Annotated in this window: 21 protein-coding genes; 11 read left to right on the top strand and 10 right to left on the bottom strand. The window is 64.1% G+C overall.

The window, feature by feature from the left end; translation table 11 throughout:
• Positions 1-71: 71 nt before the first annotated feature.
• Together NTD82_RS14460 and def are read left to right on the top strand one after the other, a co-directional pair.
• A complete protein-coding gene (locus NTD82_RS14460) occupies positions 72-1,046 on the top strand; it encodes a YihY/virulence factor BrkB family protein (protein WP_262129188.1) in 975 nt (324 codons plus the stop codon).
• Positions 1,036-1,575: a peptide deformylase gene (def, locus tag NTD82_RS14465; protein ID WP_095153893.1), complete on the top strand. Its 540-nt coding sequence runs from the start codon at positions 1,036-1,038 to the stop codon at positions 1,573-1,575. The genes NTD82_RS14460 and def overlap by 11 nt, the downstream gene beginning before the upstream one ends.
• Here def and NTD82_RS14470 read toward each other — a convergent pair.
• Entirely contained in the window at positions 1,527-1,988 is a 462-nt protein-coding gene (locus tag NTD82_RS14470; protein WP_410017054.1) for a GNAT family N-acetyltransferase, read from the bottom strand. The genes def and NTD82_RS14470 overlap by 49 nt on opposite strands.
• Before the next feature lie 277 nt (positions 1,989-2,265).
• On the opposite strand from NTD82_RS14470, the gene NTD82_RS14475 reads away from it, so the two are divergent.
• Positions 2,266-2,511 (top strand): DUF2790 domain-containing protein, encoded by a 246-nt coding sequence (locus NTD82_RS14475; RefSeq protein ID WP_095153891.1) that lies wholly within the window; start codon positions 2,266-2,268, stop codon positions 2,509-2,511.
• 102 nt (positions 2,512-2,613) lie between these two features.
• Here NTD82_RS14475 and ada read toward each other — a convergent pair whose 3' ends face one another.
• The 3 genes from ada to NTD82_RS14490 form a co-directional block, all read right to left on the bottom strand.
• Positions 2,614-3,678 carry a bifunctional DNA-binding transcriptional regulator/O6-methylguanine-DNA methyltransferase Ada gene (gene ada / locus NTD82_RS14480; RefSeq protein ID WP_262129189.1) on the bottom strand — a complete coding sequence of 355 codons (1,065 nt, stop codon included), beginning with the start codon at positions 3,676-3,678 and terminating at the stop codon, positions 2,614-2,616.
• A gap of 116 nt (positions 3,679-3,794) precedes the next feature.
• Positions 3,795-4,421, bottom strand: coding sequence for a DNA-3-methyladenine glycosylase family protein (locus NTD82_RS14485; protein WP_262129190.1), 627 nt, complete (start codon positions 4,419-4,421; stop codon positions 3,795-3,797).
• A gap of 53 nt (positions 4,422-4,474) precedes the next feature.
• Positions 4,475-5,839: a PLP-dependent aminotransferase family protein gene (locus NTD82_RS14490; protein WP_262129191.1), complete on the bottom strand. Its 1,365-nt coding sequence runs from the start codon at positions 5,837-5,839 to the stop codon at positions 4,475-4,477.
• A gap of 89 nt (positions 5,840-5,928) precedes the next feature.
• Between NTD82_RS14490 and NTD82_RS14495 the strand changes: the two genes are divergently transcribed.
• The 4 genes from NTD82_RS14495 (at position 5,929) to NTD82_RS14510 (ending at position 8,257) form a co-directional block, all read left to right on the top strand.
• The gene (locus NTD82_RS14495) at positions 5,929-6,885 is read left to right on the top strand and encodes a threonine dehydratase (RefSeq protein WP_262129192.1); all 957 of its coding nucleotides are present in this window, start codon (positions 5,929-5,931) and stop codon (positions 6,883-6,885) included.
• Positions 6,886-6,943: 58 nt separating this feature from the next.
• Positions 6,944-7,201 (top strand): type II toxin-antitoxin system HicA family toxin, encoded by a 258-nt coding sequence (locus tag NTD82_RS14500; protein ID WP_262129193.1) that lies wholly within the window; start codon positions 6,944-6,946, stop codon positions 7,199-7,201.
• On the top strand, positions 7,194-7,526 hold the full coding sequence (locus NTD82_RS14505) for a type II toxin-antitoxin system HicB family antitoxin (RefSeq protein ID WP_262129194.1): 333 nt from the start codon (positions 7,194-7,196) through the stop codon (positions 7,524-7,526). Before NTD82_RS14500 ends, NTD82_RS14505 begins: the two co-directional genes overlap by 8 nt.
• An 86-nt stretch (positions 7,527-7,612) precedes the next feature.
• Positions 7,613-8,257, top strand: coding sequence for a LysE family translocator (locus tag NTD82_RS14510; protein ID WP_262129195.1), 645 nt, complete (start codon positions 7,613-7,615; stop codon positions 8,255-8,257).
• Here NTD82_RS14510 and NTD82_RS14515 read toward each other — a convergent pair.
• Positions 8,235-9,038 carry an AraC family transcriptional regulator gene (locus NTD82_RS14515; protein WP_262129196.1) on the bottom strand — a complete coding sequence of 268 codons (804 nt, stop codon included), beginning with the start codon at positions 9,036-9,038 and terminating at the stop codon, positions 8,235-8,237. The two genes, NTD82_RS14510 and NTD82_RS14515, sit on opposite strands and share 23 nt — an antisense overlap.
• A 116-nt stretch (positions 9,039-9,154) precedes the next feature.
• Here NTD82_RS14515 and NTD82_RS14520 point away from each other — a divergent pair, with 116 nt between their 5' ends.
• Entirely contained in the window at positions 9,155-9,640 is a 486-nt protein-coding gene (locus tag NTD82_RS14520; protein WP_262129197.1) for a GyrI-like domain-containing protein, read from the top strand.
• A 59-nt stretch (positions 9,641-9,699) separates the two neighbouring features.
• On the opposite strand, the gene NTD82_RS14525 is transcribed toward NTD82_RS14520, so the two are convergent.
• Together NTD82_RS14525 and NTD82_RS14530 are read right to left on the bottom strand one after the other, a co-directional pair.
• The gene (locus tag NTD82_RS14525; protein ID WP_095153881.1) at positions 9,700-10,170 is read right to left on the bottom strand and encodes a MaoC family dehydratase; all 471 of its coding nucleotides are present in this window, start codon (positions 10,168-10,170) and stop codon (positions 9,700-9,702) included.
• A 40-nt stretch (positions 10,171-10,210) separates the two neighbouring features.
• Positions 10,211-11,155, bottom strand: a complete 945-nt coding sequence (locus NTD82_RS14530) for an alpha/beta hydrolase (protein ID WP_262129198.1) — start codon at positions 11,153-11,155, stop codon at positions 10,211-10,213.
• Positions 11,156-11,367: 212 nt separating this feature from the next.
• On the opposite strand from NTD82_RS14530, the gene fadD2 reads away from it, so the two are divergent.
• Both fadD2 and fadD1 read left to right on the top strand, forming a co-directional pair.
• The gene (gene fadD2, locus NTD82_RS14535) at positions 11,368-13,056 is read left to right on the top strand and encodes a long-chain-fatty-acid--CoA ligase FadD2 (RefSeq protein ID WP_262129199.1); all 1,689 of its coding nucleotides are present in this window, start codon (positions 11,368-11,370) and stop codon (positions 13,054-13,056) included.
• Positions 13,057-13,352: 296 nt separating this feature from the next.
• A complete protein-coding gene (gene fadD1 / locus NTD82_RS14540) occupies positions 13,353-15,050 on the top strand; it encodes a long-chain-fatty-acid--CoA ligase FadD1 (RefSeq protein WP_262129200.1) in 1,698 nt (565 codons plus the stop codon).
• Positions 15,051-15,114: 64 nt separating this feature from the next.
• Here the strand turns inward: fadD1 and NTD82_RS14545 are convergent, their stop codons facing one another.
• The 3 genes from NTD82_RS14545 to NTD82_RS14555 form a co-directional block, all read right to left on the bottom strand.
• A complete protein-coding gene (locus tag NTD82_RS14545) occupies positions 15,115-16,422 on the bottom strand; it encodes an NAD(P)/FAD-dependent oxidoreductase (RefSeq protein WP_262129201.1) in 1,308 nt (435 codons plus the stop codon).
• Positions 16,423-16,456: 34 nt separating this feature from the next.
• A complete protein-coding gene (locus tag NTD82_RS14550) occupies positions 16,457-17,821 on the bottom strand; it encodes a glutamine synthetase family protein (protein ID WP_262129202.1) in 1,365 nt (454 codons plus the stop codon).
• 101 nt (positions 17,822-17,922) lie between these two features.
• Positions 17,923-18,081, bottom strand: a complete 159-nt coding sequence (locus NTD82_RS14555) for a hypothetical protein (RefSeq protein WP_177454392.1) — start codon at positions 18,079-18,081, stop codon at positions 17,923-17,925.
• A gap of 184 nt (positions 18,082-18,265) precedes the next feature.
• Between NTD82_RS14555 and hrpA the strand changes: the two genes are divergently transcribed.
• Complete coding sequence (gene hrpA, locus NTD82_RS14560) at positions 18,266-22,177, top strand: ATP-dependent RNA helicase HrpA (protein WP_262129203.1); 3,912 nt, start codon at positions 18,266-18,268, stop codon at positions 22,175-22,177.
• The last annotated feature ends 103 nt before the right edge of the window (positions 22,178-22,280 follow it).

Raw genomic sequence — 22,280 nt, forward strand, 5'->3', positions numbered from 1 at the left:
ATTAGACTGTTTTGTAACTTTTCCCAATTTCGACCCGGGAACCAGTGCTTCGGGCAGCGAAAGGAGACGCCATGATTCTTCCCCACTTGCGCGGGATTCCACTACACCGCGTGCTGGTGCGTACGGTCAGCGAGTTTCTCGATGATGAGATGTCCACCTACGCCTCGGCACTCGCCTACCAGATGCTGTTCTCGTTGTTCCCCTTCCTGCTGTTTCTCATTGCCCTGATCGGTTTCCTGCACCTGCCGGACTTCTTCTCCTGGCTGCGCCTGCAGTCGGAGCTGGTGCTGCCGCCGCAGGCGCTGGAACAGGTCAACCCGGTGATCGACCAGTTGCAGCAATCCAAGGGCGGCTTGCTTTCGGTGGGTATCGTCATCGCCCTGTGGACCGCCTCGGCCGGCGTGCGCCTGATGATGAGCGCGATGAACGCCGCCTACGACGTGGCCGAAGGCCGTCCGGTGTGGAAGCGCATTCCGCTGTCGATTTTCTACACAGTCGGTATTGCCGGCATGCTGCTGGCGGCTGCGGCGCTGATGGTGCTGGGGCCTCAGGTCATGAGCTGGGTGGCGTCGCAAATCGGTATGGAAGAAATCATCGTCACGGTGTGGACGGTGCTGCGCTGGCCGGCCATCGTGATTCTGATGATGGTGGCGGTGGCGTTGATCTACTACGTGATGCCCGATGTGAAACAGGAATTCCGCTTCATCACCCCCGGCTCGGTGCTGGCGGTGGTGGTGTGGATCATCGCCTCGCTGGGCTTCGGTTACTACGTGAAGACCTTCGCCGACTACAACGCGATGTACGGCAGCATCGGCGCGATCATCGTGCTGTTGCTGTATTTCTACATTTCCGCGGCGGTGTTGCTGCTTGGTGCGGAAATGAATGCGGTGATCGAGCACATGTCCGACGAGGGCAAGGACCCGGGGGAAAAAGAACCCGGTGAAAACGCTGCCGAGCATGATAAAAAGCATGTTTCCGGGCTGGGGCGCGATCATTCCCTGGCTCCCGAGGCAGAACCTGTCAACCGAGCCCCCCATGATTCATGACATTCTCAAGATGGGCGATGAGCGCTTGCTGCGCATCGCCCCGCCGGTCCCGGAGCATATGTTCGGCAGCGCCGAACTGACGCAACTGATCGACGACATGTTCGAAACCATGCGCCATGTCGGCGGTGTCGGCCTGGCCGCGCCGCAGATCGGTGTCGACCTGCAACTGGTGATCTTCGGCTTCGAGCGCAGCGAGCGTTACCCGGATGCCGAACCGGTGCCGCAGACCATCCTGCTCAACCCGGTCATCACGCCGATGGGCAGCGAACTGGAAGAGGGCTGGGAAGGTTGTTTGTCGGTGCCGGGTCTGCGCGGCGTGGTCAGCCGCTACAAGGGCATCTACTACGAAGGCGTCGACCCCGATGGCCAGCCGATCCGCCGCACCGCCGAAGGCTTCCACGCCCGGGTGGTGCAACATGAGTGCGACCACCTGATCGGTCGCCTCTACCCCTCGCGCATCCACGACTTCAGCCGCTTCGGTTACACCGAGGTGCTGTTCCCCGGGCTGGATCCGGCCAGCGACGACTGATCCCGCGCCATCGCCAGCAATGGCTTGCTGCGTCGGTAGCGGGCCAGGCGTTCGGCAAGGGCGGCCGGCAGCGTTTCATCGACGACGAAACCGAGCCGTTCATAGAACGCCCGCAGATCTGGATGACAGAACAGCCAGATGAAGCCTTCGGCATTCTGGCTGGCCTCGTCGATCAGGCGTCTCGCGACCTGCTGCCTGCGCCAGTCCGGCGCGACCAGCAGGCCGGTCAGCCACTGACCGCCCGGCACCGCTGTCAGATTCAGCGCGGCGATGATTTCCCCCGCCCGGGCGACCCAAACCACGCTGTTCTCGCTGGCACGCATTGGCGAAGCATGGCGTTTGTAGAATTTATTCAGCAGCGGCCGCTCGGAGGTACTAAGCAGGCTGCACGGGATCGGGCTCGGGTTTTGCACGGGGCGAGGGCTCTGGCACGGGCGTTTGCGCTGAGCGCAAAGCGTTGCCGGCAGGTAAGGATCGGCGATTATTGTTGCGAAAACGGTAACAGTGAATGTCAGGCTTCGCGATTCAACGAAGTTAGCAGATCAGTAAACTGAGCGCATCCCCAGTAAACAACTTCTACCGGGATCGGTACTTCGTGTTATGTCCACTTATTGATATAACAACTTCTCCGCGCCACCTCGGCACATGAAGTCAATCTGTTCGCTCGATTGCTTTAAAGGCCCAACTCTCATGAAAGCATTAATTGCAGCTGCACTGCTTGCCGTCTCTTCGTTCGCCCTTGCCGACACGGCCGTACAGCCCGCCGTTGAGCAATATAGCTACGGCACCAAGCTGGATATCGCCAAGGTCATCAGCCTGTCGAATGTTCCGAATGTCTGTGAAGTGGTACCGGCGACCATGGTCTACGAAGATCATCAGGGCCAGCGCCACACCGTCGAATACCGGGTCATGGGTGACGGTTGCAGCCAGGGTTGAAAGTTGCACTTGGTTGATTCAAAGCCCCCGTTTGAACGGGGGCTTTTTATTGTCTTGAGTTTGCACTTGTAGACGGTTTATTAGTGTGGCTTCGATAACCAATCAGGTTCTTTCCCGCTCCAGCAACTGCTGTTTGCGCGCCACGCCCCAGCGATAACCCGACAGGTTGCCGTCGCTGCGCACCACTCGATGACAAGGGACCGCCACCGCGATGCTGTTGGCCGCGCAGGCCTGCGCCACGGCGCGAACCGCCTTGGGCGAGCCGATGCGCTCGGCGATCTCGGCATAGCTGGCGGTACTCCCCGCCGGAATATCCCGCAACGCTTGCCAGACTCGCTCCTGGAACGCCGTGCCACGCAGGTCCAGCGGCAGGTCGAGGCCGATCGCCGGCGCTTCGACGAAGCCCACCACCCGCGCCACCAGCCGTTCGAACGCGGCATCGGCGCCGATGAAATGGGCTTTGGGGAATTTGTCCTGCAAGTCCTGCAGCAGCGCCTGTGGGTCGTCGCCCAGCAGGATCGCGCAGATGCCCTTGGTGCTTTGTGCGACGAGTATTGCGCCCAGCGAGCACTGGGCGATGGCGAAGTGGATATCGGTCTTGGCGCCGCCATCGCGGTAGGTCGCCGGCGTCATGCCGAGGCGGGCATTGCTCGATTCGTAGAAGCGGCTGTTGGAGTTGAAGCCCGCGTCGTACAGCGCCTCGGTGATGGAGTCGGCACGCTGCAGGTGCTGGCGCAGCTTTTGTGCGCGGTGCGCCGTGGCGTAGGCCTTGGGCGTCAGGCCGGTGGCGCGCTTGAACACCCGGTGAAAATGGTACGGGCTCATGTTCACCTGCTCGGCCAACTGCTCCAGGCTCGGTTCGGTCTCGGCTTCTTCGATCAGCTTGCAGGCCCGGGCGACCTGGACTGCGTGTTGCCGCGCCAGGTCGTTCTGGTCGGTGCCGCGGCGTCGGCTTGGTCGGTAGCCGGCGGCTTCGGCTTCGGCAGCAGTGGCGAAGAACTCGACATTTTCGATGCGCGGCCGGCGCGCCGGGCTGGACGCGCGGCAATAGACGCCGGTGGTGCGCACGCCGTAGACGAACGACGGGTCGGCGGCCGGGTCGCGGGCGAGCAGGGCTTGCCAGCGTGGATCGGACTCGCTGACCGTGGGTTGGGTTTTAGGGCGCATGTTCTTTCTCCGAAAAGCCGGGGCCTGTCCATCAATGGCAGCAAGCCAGCTGCTGACGCTGGATCACAGTCTAGAAATCCCCGGACCACGGAAAACTCCGCTGCTTGCTTTCGAATTCACTTTGTCGGCACCCGCCACAAATACCACGCCGCCACTGTGCGGTAGGGGCTCCAGGCCGCGCCCATTTCCTGCAGGCGCTTGCGCGTCGGTTGTGCGGCCAGTCCCTGCAGGCGACGGTAGCCTTCGCGCACGCCGAAGTCATCGACCGGCAGGATGTCCATCTGTTCCAGGGTGTAGATCAGCAGCATTTCCACGGTCCAGCGGCCGACACCGGGCAGCCGGGTCAGGCGCTCGATCAGCACTTCATGCGCCAGTTGCCGGGCCTCGTCGTGATCCGGCACCAAACCGTCCAGCCGCGCCTGGGCGACGGCCTGCACGGTGGTGATCTTGCGCCCGGAAAAGCCGCAGGCGCGCAGTTGCTCCGGCGTGGTCGCCAGCAGTTGCGCGGGGGTGGGAAACGCGGAATCAGGATAGAGCGCGAGAAAGCGCGCGAGGATCGCCTCGGCGGCGCGCGCATGCAGTTGCTGGTAGGCGATGGCGCGGACCAGCGCCTGATAAGGATCGCGGGTCGGCAGTGGGGTGTGCAGGCACGGGCCGATGGCCGCGATGTGCGCGGCCCAGGCCGGGTCTTGCTGGCTGAGGTGGGCGGCGGCCTGGGTGTAGAAGGTTTCGAGTGACGTCATGAGGGATCCGTTTCCGTAACAGCGGCTTGAGTGTAGGAGGGCCGGCGCGGCTGTCACTCCGGATCCTGCGCAGCGAATTCGTCCAGCACCTGCGCGACCCGTTCCAGCGCCTGCTTCAGCTCGGCCCGGCTGCGGGCGGCGGTAAGGCTGACGCGGATCGCCGGCACCTGGCCCTGCTTGACCGCGAACACCTGGGCGGGCACCACCTCGACGCCTTTGGCCCGGCAGGCCGCGGCCAGCACGTCGCCCGGACGCGGGCCGCTGACCCAGATGTGCGGCGACGGCGTGCTTTGATCGGCCAGCGCCGGGCCCAGCAGCCTTACCGCGAGGCGCCAGCGTTGATTGACCTCTTCACGCTGCCAGGCGAGCTTGCGCGCGGCGGTGCCGTCCTCGATCCAGCGGCAGGCGATCTGCAGGACCAGCGGGGCGATGGGCCAATGGGTGGCCTGGGAATACGGGTCGATGCGCTCCAGCAACGCCGCGTCGCCGACGATCCAGCCCAGGCGCAGGCCGGCGCAGACGGTCTTGGACAGGCTGCTGACCAGCAACCCTCGCGGGCCCAACAGCGGCAGCAAGGGTGGCTGGTCGCCCAGGGCGCCGTAGACATCGTCCTCCACCAGCAACAGGTCCAGCCGTTCCACCACCGCTGCGATATCGCGACGACGTTGTTCGCCCATGCAGGCGCCGGTGGGATTGTGCAGCGCCGGCGTCAGCACCAGCACCCGGGCGCCGCTGGCCCGGGCGACGCGGTCGAGGTCGTCGGGGAGGATGCCTTCGTGGTCCATGGCGACGCCGTGCAGCGGCAAGCGCAATTGCCGGCAAGCAGCCTTGATCCCGGGAGCGGTCAGCGCTTCGACCATCACCGCTTCGCCGGGCTGGCAGAACGACAACAGCACACTGAACAGCCCCTGCTGAGCGCCACCGCACAGCAGCACCTGCGCGGCGGTCAGGTGCAGTCCGCGCTGCGACAACCAACTGGCACCGTGCACGCGACCGAGCAGCAACTGTTCGGCGCCCAGGTAATGTTCAAGGGTGTGGCTCGGGTTTTGCTGCAGCAACTCGCGCAGGGTCCGGTCGAAATCCTCGCTGTCGCTATCGACCACGGGCACGTTGGTCGACAGGTCGATCTGCGAGCTACCGTTGTCCCGCTGTTTGAGGCGGAACAGGGTGGCCTCCTTGCTGCCGGCGAGCACGTAGGTGCCGCGACCGACCTCGCCGGAGACCAGATGCCGCGCCGCCGCCTCGCGATAGGCCTGTTGCGTGGTGCTCGGGTTCAGGCCCAGCGCCCAGGCCAGGCGCCGCTGCGGTGGCAGGCGGGCGCCGACCTGAAGCTCGCCGCTTTCGATGGCGCGGGCGATGGCGGCGACCAGGGCCAGGTAGCGGGGTTGTCCGTCGTCGGGAAGGCTGGGGATCCACATGTTTTATTGTCGGCCATGCAATATAAGGTTTTACCCATACAATGCGCGGCCACTAGGATCGGGTCAAATCCCCTGACCCGAGGTGTTCCATGTTCGATCTGCCTGCCTTGCGCGAAGCCGCCCGCCTGGTCCACGCCCAGGTGCCCGCCACCCCGCAGTACGCCTGGCCGCGGCTGGCCGAGCGGCTGGGTTGCGAGGTCTGGGTCAAGCATGAAAACCACACGCCCACCGGTGCCTTCAAGGTGCGTGGCGGCTTGCTTTACGTGCAGTCTCTGCATGGCCGCTCGCCGGCCGTGCGTGGCCTGGTCACCGCTACGCGCGGCAACCACGGCCAGAGCATGGCGCTGGCGGCGCGCAATGCCGGGTTGCCGATCATCATCGTGGTGCCCGAAGGCAACTCCCGGGAAAAAAACGCAGCCATGCGCGCCCTTGGCGCCGAGCTGGTGGAGCACGGCAGCGACTTCGACCAGGCCAGGGCCGAGGCCGCGCGGCTGGGACAAGTGCATGGCTACGAGAGCGTGCCGCCGTTTCACCCGCAACTGATTCGCGGCGTGGCCACCTATGCGCTGGAACTGTTCGAGGCGGTGGCGGACCTGGACGCGGTCTATGTCCCGATCGGCATGGGCTCAGGCATCTGCGGGCTGATCCGAACCCGTGATTTGCTCGGGCTGAAGACCGAGATCATCGGCGTGGTCTCCACCGAGGCCGATGCCTTTGCCCGCAGTGTCGAGCAGGGCCGCATCGTCACCACCGAAACCGCCGACACCTTCGCCGACGGCATGGCCTGCCGCATTCCGCAGCCGGAAGCCTTCGACATCATCCGCGAGGGCGCGGCGCGCATCGTCCGGGTCAGCGACGCTGAAATCGCCCGCGCCATCCGCATCTACCACGAAGACACCCACAACACCGCCGAAGGCGCCGGCGCGGCGGGCCTTGCCGCGTTGCATCAGGAACGCGAGCGGCAGAAGGGGCGCAAGGTGGCGGTGATTCTCAGCGGCGCGAATATTGATCGGGAGCAGTTTGCGCGGGTGTTGGCGGGTGACTGAAAAGTCTTGAATGGATCTCGACGGAAAGAGTGCTATCTTGATTTGATAGCATCCGCGAATGAACAATCGACATCGCAAAACCCTCGAAACCCTCTTTCGGTCACCCACCAGCAGTTCGCTGGTGTTCGCAGATATCGAAGCCTTGATCGTCTTTCTAGGTGGCTCGGTGCATGAGCGTGAAGGGTCGAGGGTCAAGCTGGTGCTGGGACTGCAGCAATGGCGCTGCCACCGGCCACATCCCGGCAAGGAGGCCAGGCGTTATCAGGTTGAGGAGGCCCGGGAGTTTCTCCTGCGGGCAGGAGTTGAACATGAGTAGCATGAGTTACAAGGGCTATGCGGCCCGAATCGACTATGACGCCCGCGACGATATCTTCGTCGGGCGTGTCCTGGGTGTGCGGGACATCATCAGTTTCCACGCCAGTTCCGTTAGTGCGCTGCACGAGGCGTTCCGGCTGGCGCTGGAGGATTACCTGAGCGATTGCGAGGAGCGCGGGGTCGCGCCGGAAAAACCGGCTTCCGGCAAAGTGATGCTGCGCATCCGCCCGGAAGTGCACGCTGCCGCAACCATCGCCGCGCAGAAAGCCGGCAAGAGCCTCAATCAGTGGGCCGATGAGGTGTTCGAGCAGGCCGCTCTGGTCTGATCCGCGCGCAATTTCTTCCAATACATCCCCCACCAGATCCGTTTTAATGCCGGCTGCCTTTTCCTGTAGCCGGTAGCGGATCGTTCATGCCTTTTTCCAACGGATTTCTTCTGAGCCTGTCGCTGTGCCTGGACATTGGCGTGGCCAATATCGCGATGATCACCCTGGCCATGCAGCGTGGCTTCTGGCAGGGCATGTGGTTGGGACTGGGGACGTGCGTCGGCGATCTGCTCTACGCCCTGGCGGCGCTGGCCGGGATGACCGTGCTGTTGCAGTTCAGCGCCGTGCGCTGGGTGCTGTGGGTTGGCGGTTCGCTGCTGCTGGTGTGGTTCGCGGTGAAGATGCTGCTGGCCGCGATCCGCGGTGATGCGCACTTGGACACCGAGGCGAAGGTGGTGCGCGAGTCGCCCTGGCGGGAGTTCTTGCGTGGCATCTTCCTGGCCATGTCGTCGCCCAGCGCGATCCTCTGGTTCGCCGCGGTGGGCGGTGTGCTGATCTCTCGCTCCGGCGCCGGTGGGCCGATGGAGGCGGGGGTGTTCCTGAGCGGCTTCTTCAGCGCCGGGGTGCTCTGGTGCGTGACACTGTGCGGGGTGGCCAGCCACGGTGGGCGGCTGCTCGGTGATCGTTTGTTGACCTGGTCTTACCTCGCTTCGGCAGCGATCTTCTGCTATTTCGCGGTCTATGTGATCGTTTCCGGCTACCGCGAATTCATCCTCGCGCCGACGCTCTGAACGCCTGCCAGTAACTGTTCGGGGTCACGCCCATGACCCGGCGGAAGGCGTTGATGAAGTGGCTCTGATCGTAGAAACCCAGTGCGTCTGCCACCTCCGCCGGATGCAGGCCATCACGCAAGCGCCGCCGCGCTTCGCTCAGGCGCAATTGCATGTGGTACTGCAAGGGCGCCAGCCCCGTGGCCTTTTTGAAGCAGCGCACGAAGTGGTATTTGCTCAGCCCTGCAGCGGCGGCCACATCCTCCAGCGCGAGTTTGGCCTGCGGCGTGTCACGCATGAGCTGCATGGCCAGGCGCAGTGAGCCCGCCTGTTCGATGGCCGGCGCCGTCGGTTGTTCGAGCAACTGGGCGAGCAGGGCCAGCAACGCTTCTTCCTGATGGGCCGGCTCCCCGGCATCCGCTTGGGCGAACTCGACAATGGCGCGGTACAGCGCCGTGTTGTGCAGCACACCCTGGGCGAAGCTCAAGCTGTCATCAAACTGTTGCAGATTGTTGTCCCTGGCGATGTGGCGCAGGGCGTCCGGGTCCAGGTGCAGGCTGATGTATTCGACACCGTCCTCGGCGAACTCCGAGGCCTGCACCGCCAGCGGGTTGTACAGCGTGACACTGCCGGGCGGCACTTCCAGGGTCTGGCCGTCCAGCCAGATGCGCTCGTTGCCGCGCAGGTTGGCGCCGAGCACATATTCGTCGTGGGTATGCCGCTCGAAGCAGGCCGAACTGGCCCTGACCCAGGACAACTCGACCAGGCCGAAGGCTTGGAGTGGCTGACTGATTAATGCCATTTGGCAGGTTTCCCCGAGTATGCAACGCGGCTACGCTAGCGGAGTGCCATTAGGCGCGGCAACCCATAATGCCGCCCGTCATGGATCTTTATGAATTGACCTTGTGAGGCATGGCTATGTCGACCCAAATGGAAGCCGGGTTTGCTCCCGCACGATTCGAGAATGGGCGCTCATTCACCATCGCCGGTTTTGGCGAGCGCTACACCCAACAGACCAACAAAAGCATTCCCGCGCTCTGGGAGCGCCTGGCACCGCAAATCGGCAAGATCCCGGGCCAGATCGGTGACGAGACCTACGGCGTGTGCTGCAACTTCGATGGTCAGGGCGGGTTCTTGTATATCGCTGGCGTCGAGGTGCGCAGCACCAGTGTCCTGCCGCCGTATTTCACCTGGCACACCCTGGCGCCGCAGCGTTATGCGGTGTTCGAGCACCGCGGTAAGGTGAGCGGACTGGGCCATACCTTCGAAAAAATCTGGAAACACTGGCTGCCCGCTTCCGGCGAGCGCGCCGCCGAGGCGCCGGAATTCGAGCGCTATGGCGATGATTTCGATGCGGAGACCGCTAGCGGGCGGGTAGAAATCTGGATCCCGCTGGAGGGCTGACACGCGGCCAACCTGTCGTCCCAAGCGGCGCTGCAGCGAGCGCCGCTTGCGGGAGGGCGTCAGCCGAAGGTGATCGGCGGCGGGCTGACCAGATCGACGGTCTGCTGTTTGCGCGGGGCGAGGATCTCGGCTTCGCCGTCCACCACCAGCTCTTCGTTCTGGTTGAACACGCGGGTGGCGATGCGCACGCGGAATTTCGGCAGTTTTTCGAGGATTTCCAGGCGCACGGTCAGCGTGTCGCCGATCTTCACCGGTTTCTGGAAGCTCATTTGCTGGCCCAGGTAGATGGTGCCGGGGCCAGGCAGTTCGCAGGCCACCGCCGCACTGATCAGCGCGCCGCTGAACATGCCGTGGGCAATGCGCTCCTTGAACATGCTCTTGGCCGCGAACTCGGCATCCAGGTGCACCGGGTTGTGGTCACCGGACATCGCGGCGAACAGTTGGATGTCACGTTCTTCGACGGTCTTGCTGAAGCTGGCGGTCTGGCCGACTTCGAGGGATTCGTAAGGCGTGTTGGTGACCTGGGTCATTCGTGGTGCTTCCTTCAGGGCGCGACGGGGGCGGGCAGTATTACTCGCTGCGGGCTGGCCGGCCAAGGGCCAGGGTCTGTTCCAGCCAGTCGATAAGCTGCGCGGTAACCTCGTCGCGGTTGGTTTCGTTGAGCAATTCATGCCGTGCCCGCGGATAGAGTCGCAGTTGCACGTGCTGGTTCCCGGACAGGCGCAGGGCGCCGGTCAGATCTTTCAGACGCTTGCCGGCACTCACCGGATCACATTCACCGCCCATGACCAGAATTGGCAGGTTCGGATCGATCTGCGCGAGGTTGGCGTGGCGGCTGATGTGTTCAAGGCCGGTGAGCAGGTCGATCCATAACCGGTTGCAGCAGCGGAAGCCGCACAGCGGGTCGGCGACGTAGCGGTCGACTTCGGCGGGGTCGCGGCTGAGCCAGTCGAAGGCCGTGCGGGTCGGCTTGAACGCCTTGTTGAACGAGCCGAACGACAGCCATTCGATCAGCGCGCTGCGCCCTTGCGGGCCCTGACGCCAACTCTCCAGACGAGCGATCTGCCGCGCCGCACGGTAGAGCGCCGGAGGCTGGAAGTTCGAGCCGCTGAGCACCGCGCCTTGCAGGCTGCCGCTGTGGTGCAGCAGGTACGCCTGGGCGATGTAGCTGCCCATGCTGTGACCGAACAAAAACACCGGCACCCCCGGATATTGCTGGCCGATGTGCTGGTTGAGCAGGCCCAGGTCGTTGACCACGGCATTCCAGCCATTTTCACGGGCGAACAGGCCGAGGGTGCCGAGTTCGGCAGTGCGGCCGTGGCCGCGCTGGTCATGGGCGTACAGCGCGAAACCGGCACTGCTCAGGGCCTCGCCGAGGCGCTGGTAACGACCGGCGTGCTCAGCCATGCCGTGGGCCAGTAACACCACGGCGCGGACCGGTGTAGTCGGCAGCCATTGGTGGACATACAGGCTGCAGTGATTGCTGGCCGGCAGCCAGAAGGCGTCGTGGAACATGGCGGATTTCCCTGTGCGGATCGCGGGTGCAGCTACTGTATAGCCTATAGCCAGCGCCTGGATCGAGCCACGCGGGGCGCCGAGATTCACACAATCAATGACGGTCCTTGGCGTATTTGCCACCTGTGGCGGAGCTGCTAACGTCGGCAGAATGCCGTTTTGCAAGCAGGCAACCGGCCCCGTCAAAGGCTCAGGAACGAGGACAATAATAAATGCACGCCGATTTCTGGAACGACAAGCGCCCCGAGGGCGTCCCTTCGCAGATCGACATGAGCACCTATAAATCGGTGATCGAAGTGTTCGAGCGCTCCTGCAAGAAGTTCGCCGACCGTCCGGCCTTCACCAACCTGGGCGTGACCCTCACCTATGCCGAGCTGGACCGTTATTCCGCTGCCTTCGCCGGCTGGCTGCAGCAGTACACCGACCTGAAGCCGGGCGATCGCATCGCGGTGCAGATGCCCAATGTCCTGCAATACCCCATCGCCGTGTTCGGCGCGTTGCGCGCCGGGCTGATCGTGGTCAACACCAACCCGCTGTATACCGCTCGCGAGATGCGCCACCAATTCAAGGACTCCGGCGCCCGCGCGCTGGTCTACCTGAACATGTTCGGCAAGCTGGTGCAGGAAGTGCTGCCCGATACCGGCATCGAGGTGCTGATCGAGGCGAAGATGGGCGACATGCTGCCTGCCGCCAAGGGCTGGCTGGTCAATACCGTGGTGGCCAAGGTGAAGAAGATGGTCCCCGCCTATCACTTGCCGCAGGCGTTGCCGTTCAAGCAGGTGCTGCGCCAGGGCAGGGGCCATTCGCTCAAGCCGGTGCAGTCGAACCACGAGGACATTGCGGTGCTGCAATACACCGGCGGCACCACCGGCGTGGCCAAGGGCGCGATGCTCAGCCACGGCAATCTGGTGGCGAACATGCTCCAGGTGCTGGCGTGTTTCTCGCAGATCGGGCCTGACGGGCAGAAGCTGCTCAAGGACGGCCAGGAGGTGATGATCGCGCCGCTGCCGCTGTACCACATCTATGCCTTCACCGCGAATTGCATGTGCATGATGGTCACCGGCAACCACAACGTACTGATCACCAACCCGCGCGACATTCCCGGCTTCGTCAAGGAACTGAAGAAGTGGCGCTTCTCGGCGCTGCTGGGGCTGAACACGCTATTCGTTGCGCTGATGGACAACCCCGGTTTCAAGGACCTGGATTTCTCCGCGCTGAAGGTCACCAACTCCGGCGGCACCGCGCTGGTCAAGGCCACTGCCGAGCGCTGGGAGCAGATCACGGGCTGTCGCATTGTCGAAGGCTACGGCCTGACCGAAACCTCGCCGGTGGCCAGCACCAACCCTTACGGGCAACTGGCGCGCCTCGGCACGGTTGGCATTCCGGTGCCGGGCACGGCGTTCAAGGTCACCGATGACGACGGCAATGAGTTGCCGCTGGGCGAGCGCGGCGAGCTGTGCATCAAGGGGCCGCAGGTCATGAAAGGTTACTGGCAGCGTCCTGAGTCGACCGCCGAATCCTTCGACGGCGAAGGCTGGTTCAAGACCGGCGATATCGCGGTGATCGATCCGGACGGCTTCACCCGTATCGTTGACCGCAAGAAGGACATGATCATCGTCTCGGGTTTCAACGTGTACCCGAACGAAATCGAAGACGTGATGATGGCGCACCCGAAGGTCGCCAGTTGCGCGGCCATCGGCGTGCCGGACGAGCGTTCCGGCGAGGCGGTGAAGTTGTTCGTGGTCGCGCGCGAGGGCGGCGTCAGCCTGGAAGAGCTCAAGGCCTACTGCAAAGCCAACTTCACCGGCTACAAAGTGCCCAAGCACATCGTGTTGCGCGACTCGCTGCCGATGACACCGGTGGGCAAAATTCTTCGTCGCGAGTTGCGCGAACCGGCTTGAGCAGCTACAAAACATAAGCTGTAAGCGGCAGGGTAGAGCGGTTTCTCGCGCTATCCTGCCGTTTGTTATTTATAGCTTTTATTTGCGCCTAGAATCTTTACTCTAAATATGACCAATGATTATTCATGAGTCATTTTAGTGACCAGTTGGGCCGCTTTAGCTCTAGGCGACCCCTGGTAAAGCTGCTACTCTCGGCGCGCTTCTGATCAATCGGTTTGCAATAAACCGACATCAAATATCAATAATAATCGCATCGACGCGGTGAAGAATTCGCTGTGCTGGAGGAGTGGGCTTCCATGATTGAAAACTTTTGGAAGGATAAGTACCCAGCTGGGGTTGCCTCGCAAATCAATCCTGATGAGTATCCGAATATCCAAGCGGTGTTGAAGCAGTCCTGCCAGCGCTTTGCCGATAAACCGGCATTCAGCAACTTGGGCAAGACCCTGACTTACGGCGAATTGTACGAGTTGTCCGGTGCCTTTGCTGCTTATCTGCAGCAGCACACCGACCTGCAACCCGGCGACCGCATTGCCGTTCAACTGCCGAACGTTCTGCAATACCCTGTCGCGGTCTTCGGCGCCATGCGCGCCGGCCTGATCGTGGTCAACACCAACCCGCTCTACACGGCGCGGGAAATGGAACATCAATTCAACGACGCGGGCGTCAAGGCGCTGGTGTGCCTGGCGAACATGGCGCATCTGGCCGAGAAAGTCGTGCCCAAGACCCAGGTCAAGCACATCATCGTCACCGAGGTCGCCGACCTGCTGCCACCGCTCAAGCGGCTGCTGGTCAACAGCGTGATCAAGTACGTGAAGAAGATGGTGCCGGCCTATCACCTGCCTACCGCCTTGAAGTTCAACGACGCCCTGGCCAAGGGGCGCGGCAAGTCGGTCAAGGAAGCCTCGCCGGCCCATGACGACGTTGCCGTCCTGCAATACACCGGCGGCACCACCGGCGTTGCCAAGGGCGCCATGCTGACCCACCGCAACCTGGTGGCCAACATGCTGCAGTGCAAGGCGCTGATGGGTTCGAACCTCAATGAAGGCTGCGAAATCCTCATCACCCCGCTGCCGCTCTATCACATCTACGCCTTCACCTTTCACTGCATGGCGATGATGCTGATCGGCGGTCACAACATCCTGATCAGCAACCCGCGTGACCTGCCGGCGATGGTCAAGGAACTGTCGAAGTGGAAGTTCAGCGGCTTCGTCGGGCTGAACACCCTGTTCGTTGCCCTGTGCAACAACGAAGGTTTCCGCGCTCTGGACTTCTCGGCGCTGAAAGTGACCCTCTCCGGCGGCATGGCCTTGCAGTTATCGGTCGGCGAGCGCTGGAAAGACGTGACCGGTTGCGCGATCTGCGAAGGCTACGGCATGACCGAGACCAGCCCGGTAGCGTCGGTCAACCCGGCGCAGAACATCCAGGCCGGCACCATTGGCATTCCGGTGCCCTCGACCCTGTGTCGGGTGGTTGACGATGCCGGCAACGAGTTGCCGCTGGGTGAAGTGGGCGAGTTGTGCGTCAAGGGCCCGCAAGTGATGAAGGGCTACTGGCAGCGTCCGGATGCCACCGCCGAAATCCTCGATGCCGAAGGCTGGTTGAAGACGGGCGACATCGCGGTTATCCGGCCGGACGGCTACATGCGGATTGTCGATCGCAAGAAAGACATGATCCTGGTGTCCGGCTTCAACGTGTACCCCAACGAGCTGGAAGACGTCATGGCGACCCTGCCGGGTGTGCTGCAATGCGCGGCTATCGGCGTGCCGGACGAGAAGTCGGGCGAGCTCATCAAGGTGTTCATCGTGGTCAAGCCGGGCGTGACCCTGACCCGCGAGCAGGTGATGGAGCACATGCGTGCCAACGTCACCGGCTACAAGGTGCCGCGCTTCGTCGAGTTCCGCGATACCTTGCCGACCACCAACGTCGGCAAGATCCTGCGGCGCGAGCTGCGGGATGAAGAGTTGAAGAAGTTGGGTCTCAAGAAGATCGCTTGATTCAAATCCTTCACGAGCAAGCTCGCTCCTACACTGTAGGAGCGAGCTTGCTCGCGAAGAGGCTTCAGCGCAATTTCTCAAGCATCTGGTAGTACCACATCCCCGCCGCCAACAGCGGATTCCCCAGCACATCGCCCAGCGGCACGCGCACATGCGAGCAGCCGGCGAAGGTGTCGAATTTCTCCAGTGTCCCGGTAATCGCCTCGGCCATGATCTCGCCCATGATGTGGCTGCTGGCAACGCCATGCCCGGAATAGCCCTGGCAGTACCAGACGTTGTCCGACAGCTTGCCCAGTTGCGGAATGCGGTTGACCACGATGCCCATGGCGCAACTCCACTGGAACTCGATCGGCACGCCTTTCAGCGCCGGGAACGTGCGCTCGATGCACGGCCGCAGTTCGCCGGCGATATCCCGTGAGTCGCGACCGGAGTAGTTGGCGCCACCGCCGAACAGCAGGCGGCCATCGGCGGTCATGCGGTAGTAGTCGAGGACGAAACGGCAGTCGTACACCGCCAGGTCGTGCGGGTTGATCTGCCGCGCCAGGTTACCCAGCGGCGCGGTGGTGACGATGCCGCCCATGGCCGGGAAGATCTTGCCCTTGAGCTGCCCCGGTTCGAGCTTGTGATAGACGTCGCCGGCCAGCAGCACCTGCTTCGCGTTGATCCGGCCCTGGGCGGTGACCACTGCCGGGTTCGCGCCATGCACGATGTCCAGCACCTCCGAGTTCTCGAAGATCAGCGCGCCCAGGCTGTGGGCGGCGCGGGCTTCGCCCAGACACAGGTTGAGCGGGTGCAGGTGCAGGTTGCGCAGGTTTTTCAGCGCGCCGAGGTACAGCGGCGAATCCAGGTGCTGGCGCATGCCTTCGCGGTCCAGCAACTGCACCTGATCGCCCATGCCGCGTCGCTCGGCTTCTTCGGCGAAGGCGCGCAGTTCGGCCATGTGCGACGGCTTCATCGCCGCGTGCAGGTGACCGTGCTTGAGGTCGCAATCGATGCCATAGCGCTGCACCCGCTGCTCGATGATCTGGTGGCCGCGAAAGCGCAGGTGCCAGATGAAATCATCGACGTCATCGCCCAGTTTGCCGCGCATCTGTTTACGCATCGCTTCATCGCCGGACAGGCTGCCGGTGACCTGCCCGCCGTTGCGCCCGCTGGCGCCCCAGCCGATGCGGTTGGTTTCGACGATGGCGACTTTAAGGCCGCGCTCGGCCAGTTCCACCGCGCTGGCAACGCCGGTGAAGCCGCCGCCGATGATCACCACATCGACCTCGACCGTGCCTTGCAGGGTCGGGTACTGGGTCGGGTCGTTGAGGCTGGCGGTGTAGTAGGACGCGGCGCGCTGCGCGGTACGCGAGTTCAAAGCTGCATTCATGATTCGGATCCTTGGCGGAAAAAGAGAAGTCGGTTCAGGCATGGGTCAGGTACCAGCGCCAGTCCTGTTCGCCGACTTCGGCCATGAACTGGCGGTACTCCGCGCGCTTGACCGCCAGGTACACGCCGAGGAACTCGGCGCCCAGGGTGTCGCGGGCCCAGGCCGAGCGCTCCAGGGCGGTCAGCGAGCTGAGCCAGTCGGTGGGCAGCAGTTCGGTGGCCTGGGCGTAGCCGTTGCCTTCCACCGGCGCGCCGGGGTCGAGCTGCAGGCGCAGGCCGTGATGGACCGCGCCGAGCAGGGCGGCGGCGGCCAGATAAGGGTTGGCGTCGGCGCCGCAGATGCGGTGTTCGATATGCCGGGTCGGCGCCGGGCCGCCGGGTACGCGCAGGCTCACGGTGCGGTTGTCGATGCCCCAGGTCGGCGCCAGCGGCGCATAGCTGTTGGCCTGGAAGCGGCGGTAGGAGTTGGCGTTGGGGCAGAACAGCAGCAGCGAATCGAGCAGCGCATCGAGCATGCCGCCCACGGCCTGGCGCAGCAGCGGCGTGCCGGCCGGGTCTTCGCTGGCGAACAGGTTATTGCCGTCAGCATCGGCCAGGCTCACATGCAGGTGCATGCCGGTGCCGGCCAGGTGGTCGAACGGCTTGGCCATGAAACAGGCCTGCATGCCGTGCTTGTGCGCCACCCCCTTGACCAGCCGCTTGTAGCGCACCGCCTGGTCCATCGCCAGCAGGGCATCGCCGTGTTCCAGGGTGATCTCCACCTGGCCGGGGGCGTATTCCGAAATCGCCGTGCGAGCCGGAATGCCCTGGGCTTTGCAGGCGGCGTAGAGGTCAGCGAGGAAGGGTTCGATCTGTTCCAGTTCACGCAGGCCATAGACCTGCGTGCTTCGCGGTCGCCCACCGTCGGCGTCCAGCGCCGGTTGCGGTCGGCCTTGGTGGTCGCGCTTCTGGTCGAGCAGGTAGAACTCCAGTTCGCAGGCCATCACCGGGTGATAACCCTCGGCCTTGAGCGCGTCGACCACCCGCACCAACACGTGGCGAGGATCGGCGATGGTCGCCGGCAGGCCCTCGCTCGGGTGCATGCTGACTTGCACCGCCGCGGTGGGAATCTGCCGCCACGGCAGGCGCACCAGGCTGCCTTCCAGCGGATAGGCGCGGCAGTCGATATCGCCGACATCCCAGACCAGCCCGGAGTTTTCCACATCTTCGCCGTGCAGGGTCAGGCCGAGGATGGTGCTGGGCAGCGGCCGCCCGCTTTCGTAGACCGCCAGCAGTTCCTCGCGGTGCAGCAGCTTGCCGCGGGGCACGCCGTTGGCGTCGAGGATAAACAGCTCGAACATCTCGATATCGGGATTGGCGGCCAGGAATGCCCGGGCCTGTTCTACAGGGGCAAAGTGCATGGGTGCTCTCGCTTGCGCCATGGCAGCGCACAGGACCGGCCGCGCAACGGCGGGCGGTCATCGACGGAAAGGCCGGCGCACGGGCGCGGCCGAGGAATCGGTCAGGAGAGCGTGGTGTCTGGCGGGCGGGCGTGGCGGCAATGCCACAGCGCCCAGAAGGCGAGGATCACATTGAACAGCGGGTTTTCACCACGGCGGGCCCGCACCTTCGGGAACGAAGGGGCCTGGTTGGGACGGGGCACGGCGGCGGGTGAAGTCATGCAGCGATACTCCCACGCCGTCGAAGGTTCATTAAATTGGCGTTTATATACCTTCAGTCAAGCTATGGCTAAACAATCCCGCCGGCCCCGCAGGCCGTGCCGAGGCGGGGCAAATCTGCGACAATCGCCGCCCAACCAAAGCCGATAAGTCCAGGCAGGGCCCACCTGCCCCTCGAAAGACCTCATGACTGACCAGAACGCCGCCATCGGGCAACTGTTGAAAAATATCGACCACGCCATGATCGCCGAGCGCCATCGCCTGCGCCGGCAATTGCACGAGCTGCGCAAGCGCCCGGACGAGGCAAAGCTTGCCCAGTGGGCTGCGAAGGTCCAGGCCTCCTGCGACCAGGCCGCCGCACGCCAGGCCAGCATCCCGCGGATCCGCTACGACGACAGCCTGCCGATTGCCGCCAAGCGCGACGAAATCAAGAAGCTGGTGGCGGAAAACCAGGTGGTGATCATTGCCGGCGAGACCGGCTCGGGCAAAACCACCCAGTTGCCGAAGATCTGCCTGGAGCTGGGCCGTGGCCAGTTCGGCCAGATCGCCCATACCCAGCCACGCCGTATCGCGGCGCGCAGCGTCGCCGCCCGGGTCGCCGAGGAAATGGGCACGCCGCTGGGCGCGCTGGTCGGTTACCAGGTACGTTTCGAAGACCAGAGCGACGCCAATACCCTGGTCAAGCTGATGACCGACGGCATCCTCCTGGCCGAAACCCAGCACGACCGCTTCCTCGAACGCTACGACACGATCATCGTCGACGAAGCCCACGAACGCAGCCTGAACATCGACTTCCTGCTGGGCTACCTGAAAACCCTGTTGCCGCGCCGTCCCGACCTGAAAGTCATCATTACCTCGGCGACCATCGACCTGGAGCGCTTCTCCAAGCACTTCAACGACGCGCCGATCATCGAAGTGTCCGGCCGCACCTACCCGGTGGACACCTGGTACCGCCCGCTGACCAGCGAGCAGGACGAGGAGGGCAACCGCGTCGAGGACGACCTGACGGTGGACCAGGCGATCCTCGCCACTCTCGATGAAATCGCCGCCCATGAGCGCAGTGTCGGCAAAGGCCCGGGCGACGTGCTGGTGTTCCTGCCCGGCGAGCGCGAGATTCGCGACGCCGCCGAGATGCTGCGCAAGGCGCAGTTGCGCCACACCGAGATTTTGCCGTTGTATGCGCGGCTGTCGCCGGCCGAGCAGCAGCGCATCTTCCAGTCCCACCCCGGGCGCCGCGTGGTGCTGGCGACCAACGTCGCGGAAACCTCGCTGACGGTGCCGGGTATCCGTTATGTGATCGACAGCGGCACCGCGCGCATCAGCCGCTACAGCTACCGCGCCAAGGTCCAGCGCTTGCCGATCGAGGCCGTTTCCCAGGCCAGCGCCAACCAGCGCAAGGGTCGTTGCGGCCGGGTCGAGCCGGGCATTTGTGTGCGCCTGTACAGCGAAGAGGATTTCAACGCGCGGCCGGCTTTCACCGATCCTGAAATCCTGCGCACCAACCTCGCCGCGGTGATTCTGCAGATGCTGCACCTGCGCCTCGGCGAGATCGATGCGTTCCCGTTCATCGAGCCGCCGGATGGCAAGGCCATCAGCGACGGCTTCAACCTGTTGCAGGAGCTCTCGGCGGTCAACCGCGAGAACCAGCTCACGCCGCTGGGCCGCCAACTGGCGCGGCTGCCGGTCGACCCACGGCTGGGCCGCATGCTGCTGGAAGGCGCCAAGCAGGGCAGCCTGCAGGAAGTCTTGATCGTCGCCAGTGCGCTGTCGGTGCAGGATCCGCGCGAGCGGCCGCCGGAACGCCAACAGGCCGCCGACCAGGCCCACGCGCAGTGGAAAGACGCGGATTCCGACTTCGCCGGGTTGGTCAATCTCTGGCGTGGCTTCGAAGAGCAGCGCCAGGCGCTGACCGCCAGCCCGCTGCGCAACTGGTGCCGCAAGAACTTCCTCAATTACCTGCGCCTGCGTGAGTGGCGCGATGCCCATCGCCAGCTCGCGCTGATCTGCCGCGACCTGCAACTGGGCATCAACAAGGAGCCGGCGGATTTCCCGCGGCTGCACAAGGCGATCCTCTCCGGCTTGCTCAGCCAGATCGGCCACAAGGCCGAGGAAGGCGACTACCTCGGTGCGCGTCAGCGGCGGTTCTGGATTCATCCGTCTTCGGGCATCGGCAAGAAGCGTCCGCAGTGGCTGATGACCGCCGAACTGGTGGAAACCACCAAGCTGTATGCGCGCATGGTGGCGAAGATCGATTCCGACTGGATCGAACCGCTGGCCGGCCACCTGCTGAAGAAAAACCACTTCGAACCGCACTGGGAGAAAAAGCGCGGGCAGGTGGTGGCGTTTGAGCAGGTCACTCTTTACGGGCTGATCGTGGTCGGCCGGCGTGCGGTGCACTTCGGGCCGATCGATCCGCAGATGTCTCGCGAGCTGTTTATCCGCGAAGGCCTGGTGGGCGGCGAGATCAACTCCCGGGCCAAGTGCCTGGCGGCCAACAAACGCCTGCTGGAAGAGCTGGACGAGCTGGAAGCCAAGGCCCGCCGCCGCGACATTCTCGCCGACGAAGAAACCCTCTACGCCTTCTACGAAGCGCGGCTGCCGGCGGAGATCCACCAGACCGCCACCTTCGACAGCTGGTACAAGGTCAACAGCCAGAAAGACCCGCAGTTGCTGATCATGCGCGCCGAAGACGTGCTGGCCCGCGAGGCCAGCGAAGTCACCGCCGCGCAGTACCCCGACACCCTGCGCCTGGGCGACCTGAGCCTGGCGCTGAGTTATCACTTCGAACCCAATCATCCGCGCGATGGCGTCACCGTGCGGGTGCCGGCGCCACTGCTGCCGAGCCTGCCGGGCGAGCGCCTGGAATGGCTGGTGCCGGGGCTGCTGGAAGCCAAGTGCATCGCGCTGGTGCGCAACCTGCCGAAGGCGCTGCGCAAGAACTTCGTGCCGGTGCCGGACTTCGTCAAGGCGGCGCTGTCGCGCATGACCTTCGCCGAGGGCTCGCTGCCCCAGGCGCTGGGCCGCGAGCTGCTGCGCATGACCGGCGCGCGGGTCAGCGACGAGGCTTGGGCCGAGGCGGCGGAGCAGGTGGAAAACCACCTGAAGATGAACCTGGAAGTGGTCGATGGCGAGGGCAAGTTCCTTGGCGAAGGCCGCGACCTGGCCGAGCTGACCGCGCGTTTCGCCGCCGCCAGCCAGGCTGCGCTGGCCGTGCCGCAGTCGGAAAAGACTCAGAAACCGGTGGAAGCCAAGGTCTTCAGCAAGGTCGAACAGACCGCGCAACAGAAGATCGCCGGGCTGTCGATGACGGTCTATCCGGCGCTGGTGGAGGAGGGCGGCACGGTCAAGGAAGGGCGTTTCTCGACCCAGGCCGAAGCCACGTTCCAGCACCGCCGCGCCTTGCAGCGCCTGCTGTTGCAGCAACTGGCCGAGCCGGCCAAGTTCCTCCGCGGCAAGCTGCCGGGGTTGACCGAACTGGGCCTGCTCTACCGCGAGCTGGGCCGGGTCGAATCGCTGGTCGAGGACATCCTGCTGGCCAGCCTCGACAGTTGCGTGCTGGAAGGCGAAAGCACCTTGCCCCGCGACGGCGCCGCGCTGGCCTCGCTGGCCGAGCGCAAGCGCGGTGACTGGAGCGAGCACGCCGAGCGGCTGGCGCGGCTGGTGCTGGATATCCTCAAGCTCTGGCACGGTTTGCAGAAGCGCTTCAAAGGCAAGATCGACCTGGCCCAGGCCGTGGCGCTCAACGACATCAAGCAGCAACTGGCCAATCTGGTGTATCCGGGCTTCGTCCGGGAAACCCCGGGGGTGTGGCTCAAGGAACTGCCGCGCTACCTGAAGGCGGTGGAACTGCGTCTGGAGAAACTGGGCTCGCAAGTGCAGCGGGACCGGGTGTGGAGCGGCGAGCTGAGCAACTGCTGGGCGCAGTACAAGGCCCGCGCCGACAAGCATGCCCAGGAAGGCAAGCGCGACGAGCAGTTGCAGTTGTACCGCTGGTGGCTGGAGGAATACCGCGTCTCGCTGTTCGCTCAGCAACTGGGGACCAAGGTGCCGATTTCCGATAAGCGCCTGGCCAAACAGTGGAGTCAGGTGGACGCCTGATTACGCTTCCCACACTGCTCCGGGTTGTCGTCTGACAGAGGCCAACCCGGCGCAGTTGTGGCACACTTGGCGGCATTTCCCGCTGCCCCGGCGCTGTTCCGAC

The sequence above is a fragment of the Pseudomonas sp. 5P_5.1_Bac1 genome (assembly GCF_025466015.1).
Taxonomy (GTDB): Bacteria; Pseudomonadota; Gammaproteobacteria; order Pseudomonadales; family Pseudomonadaceae; genus Aquipseudomonas.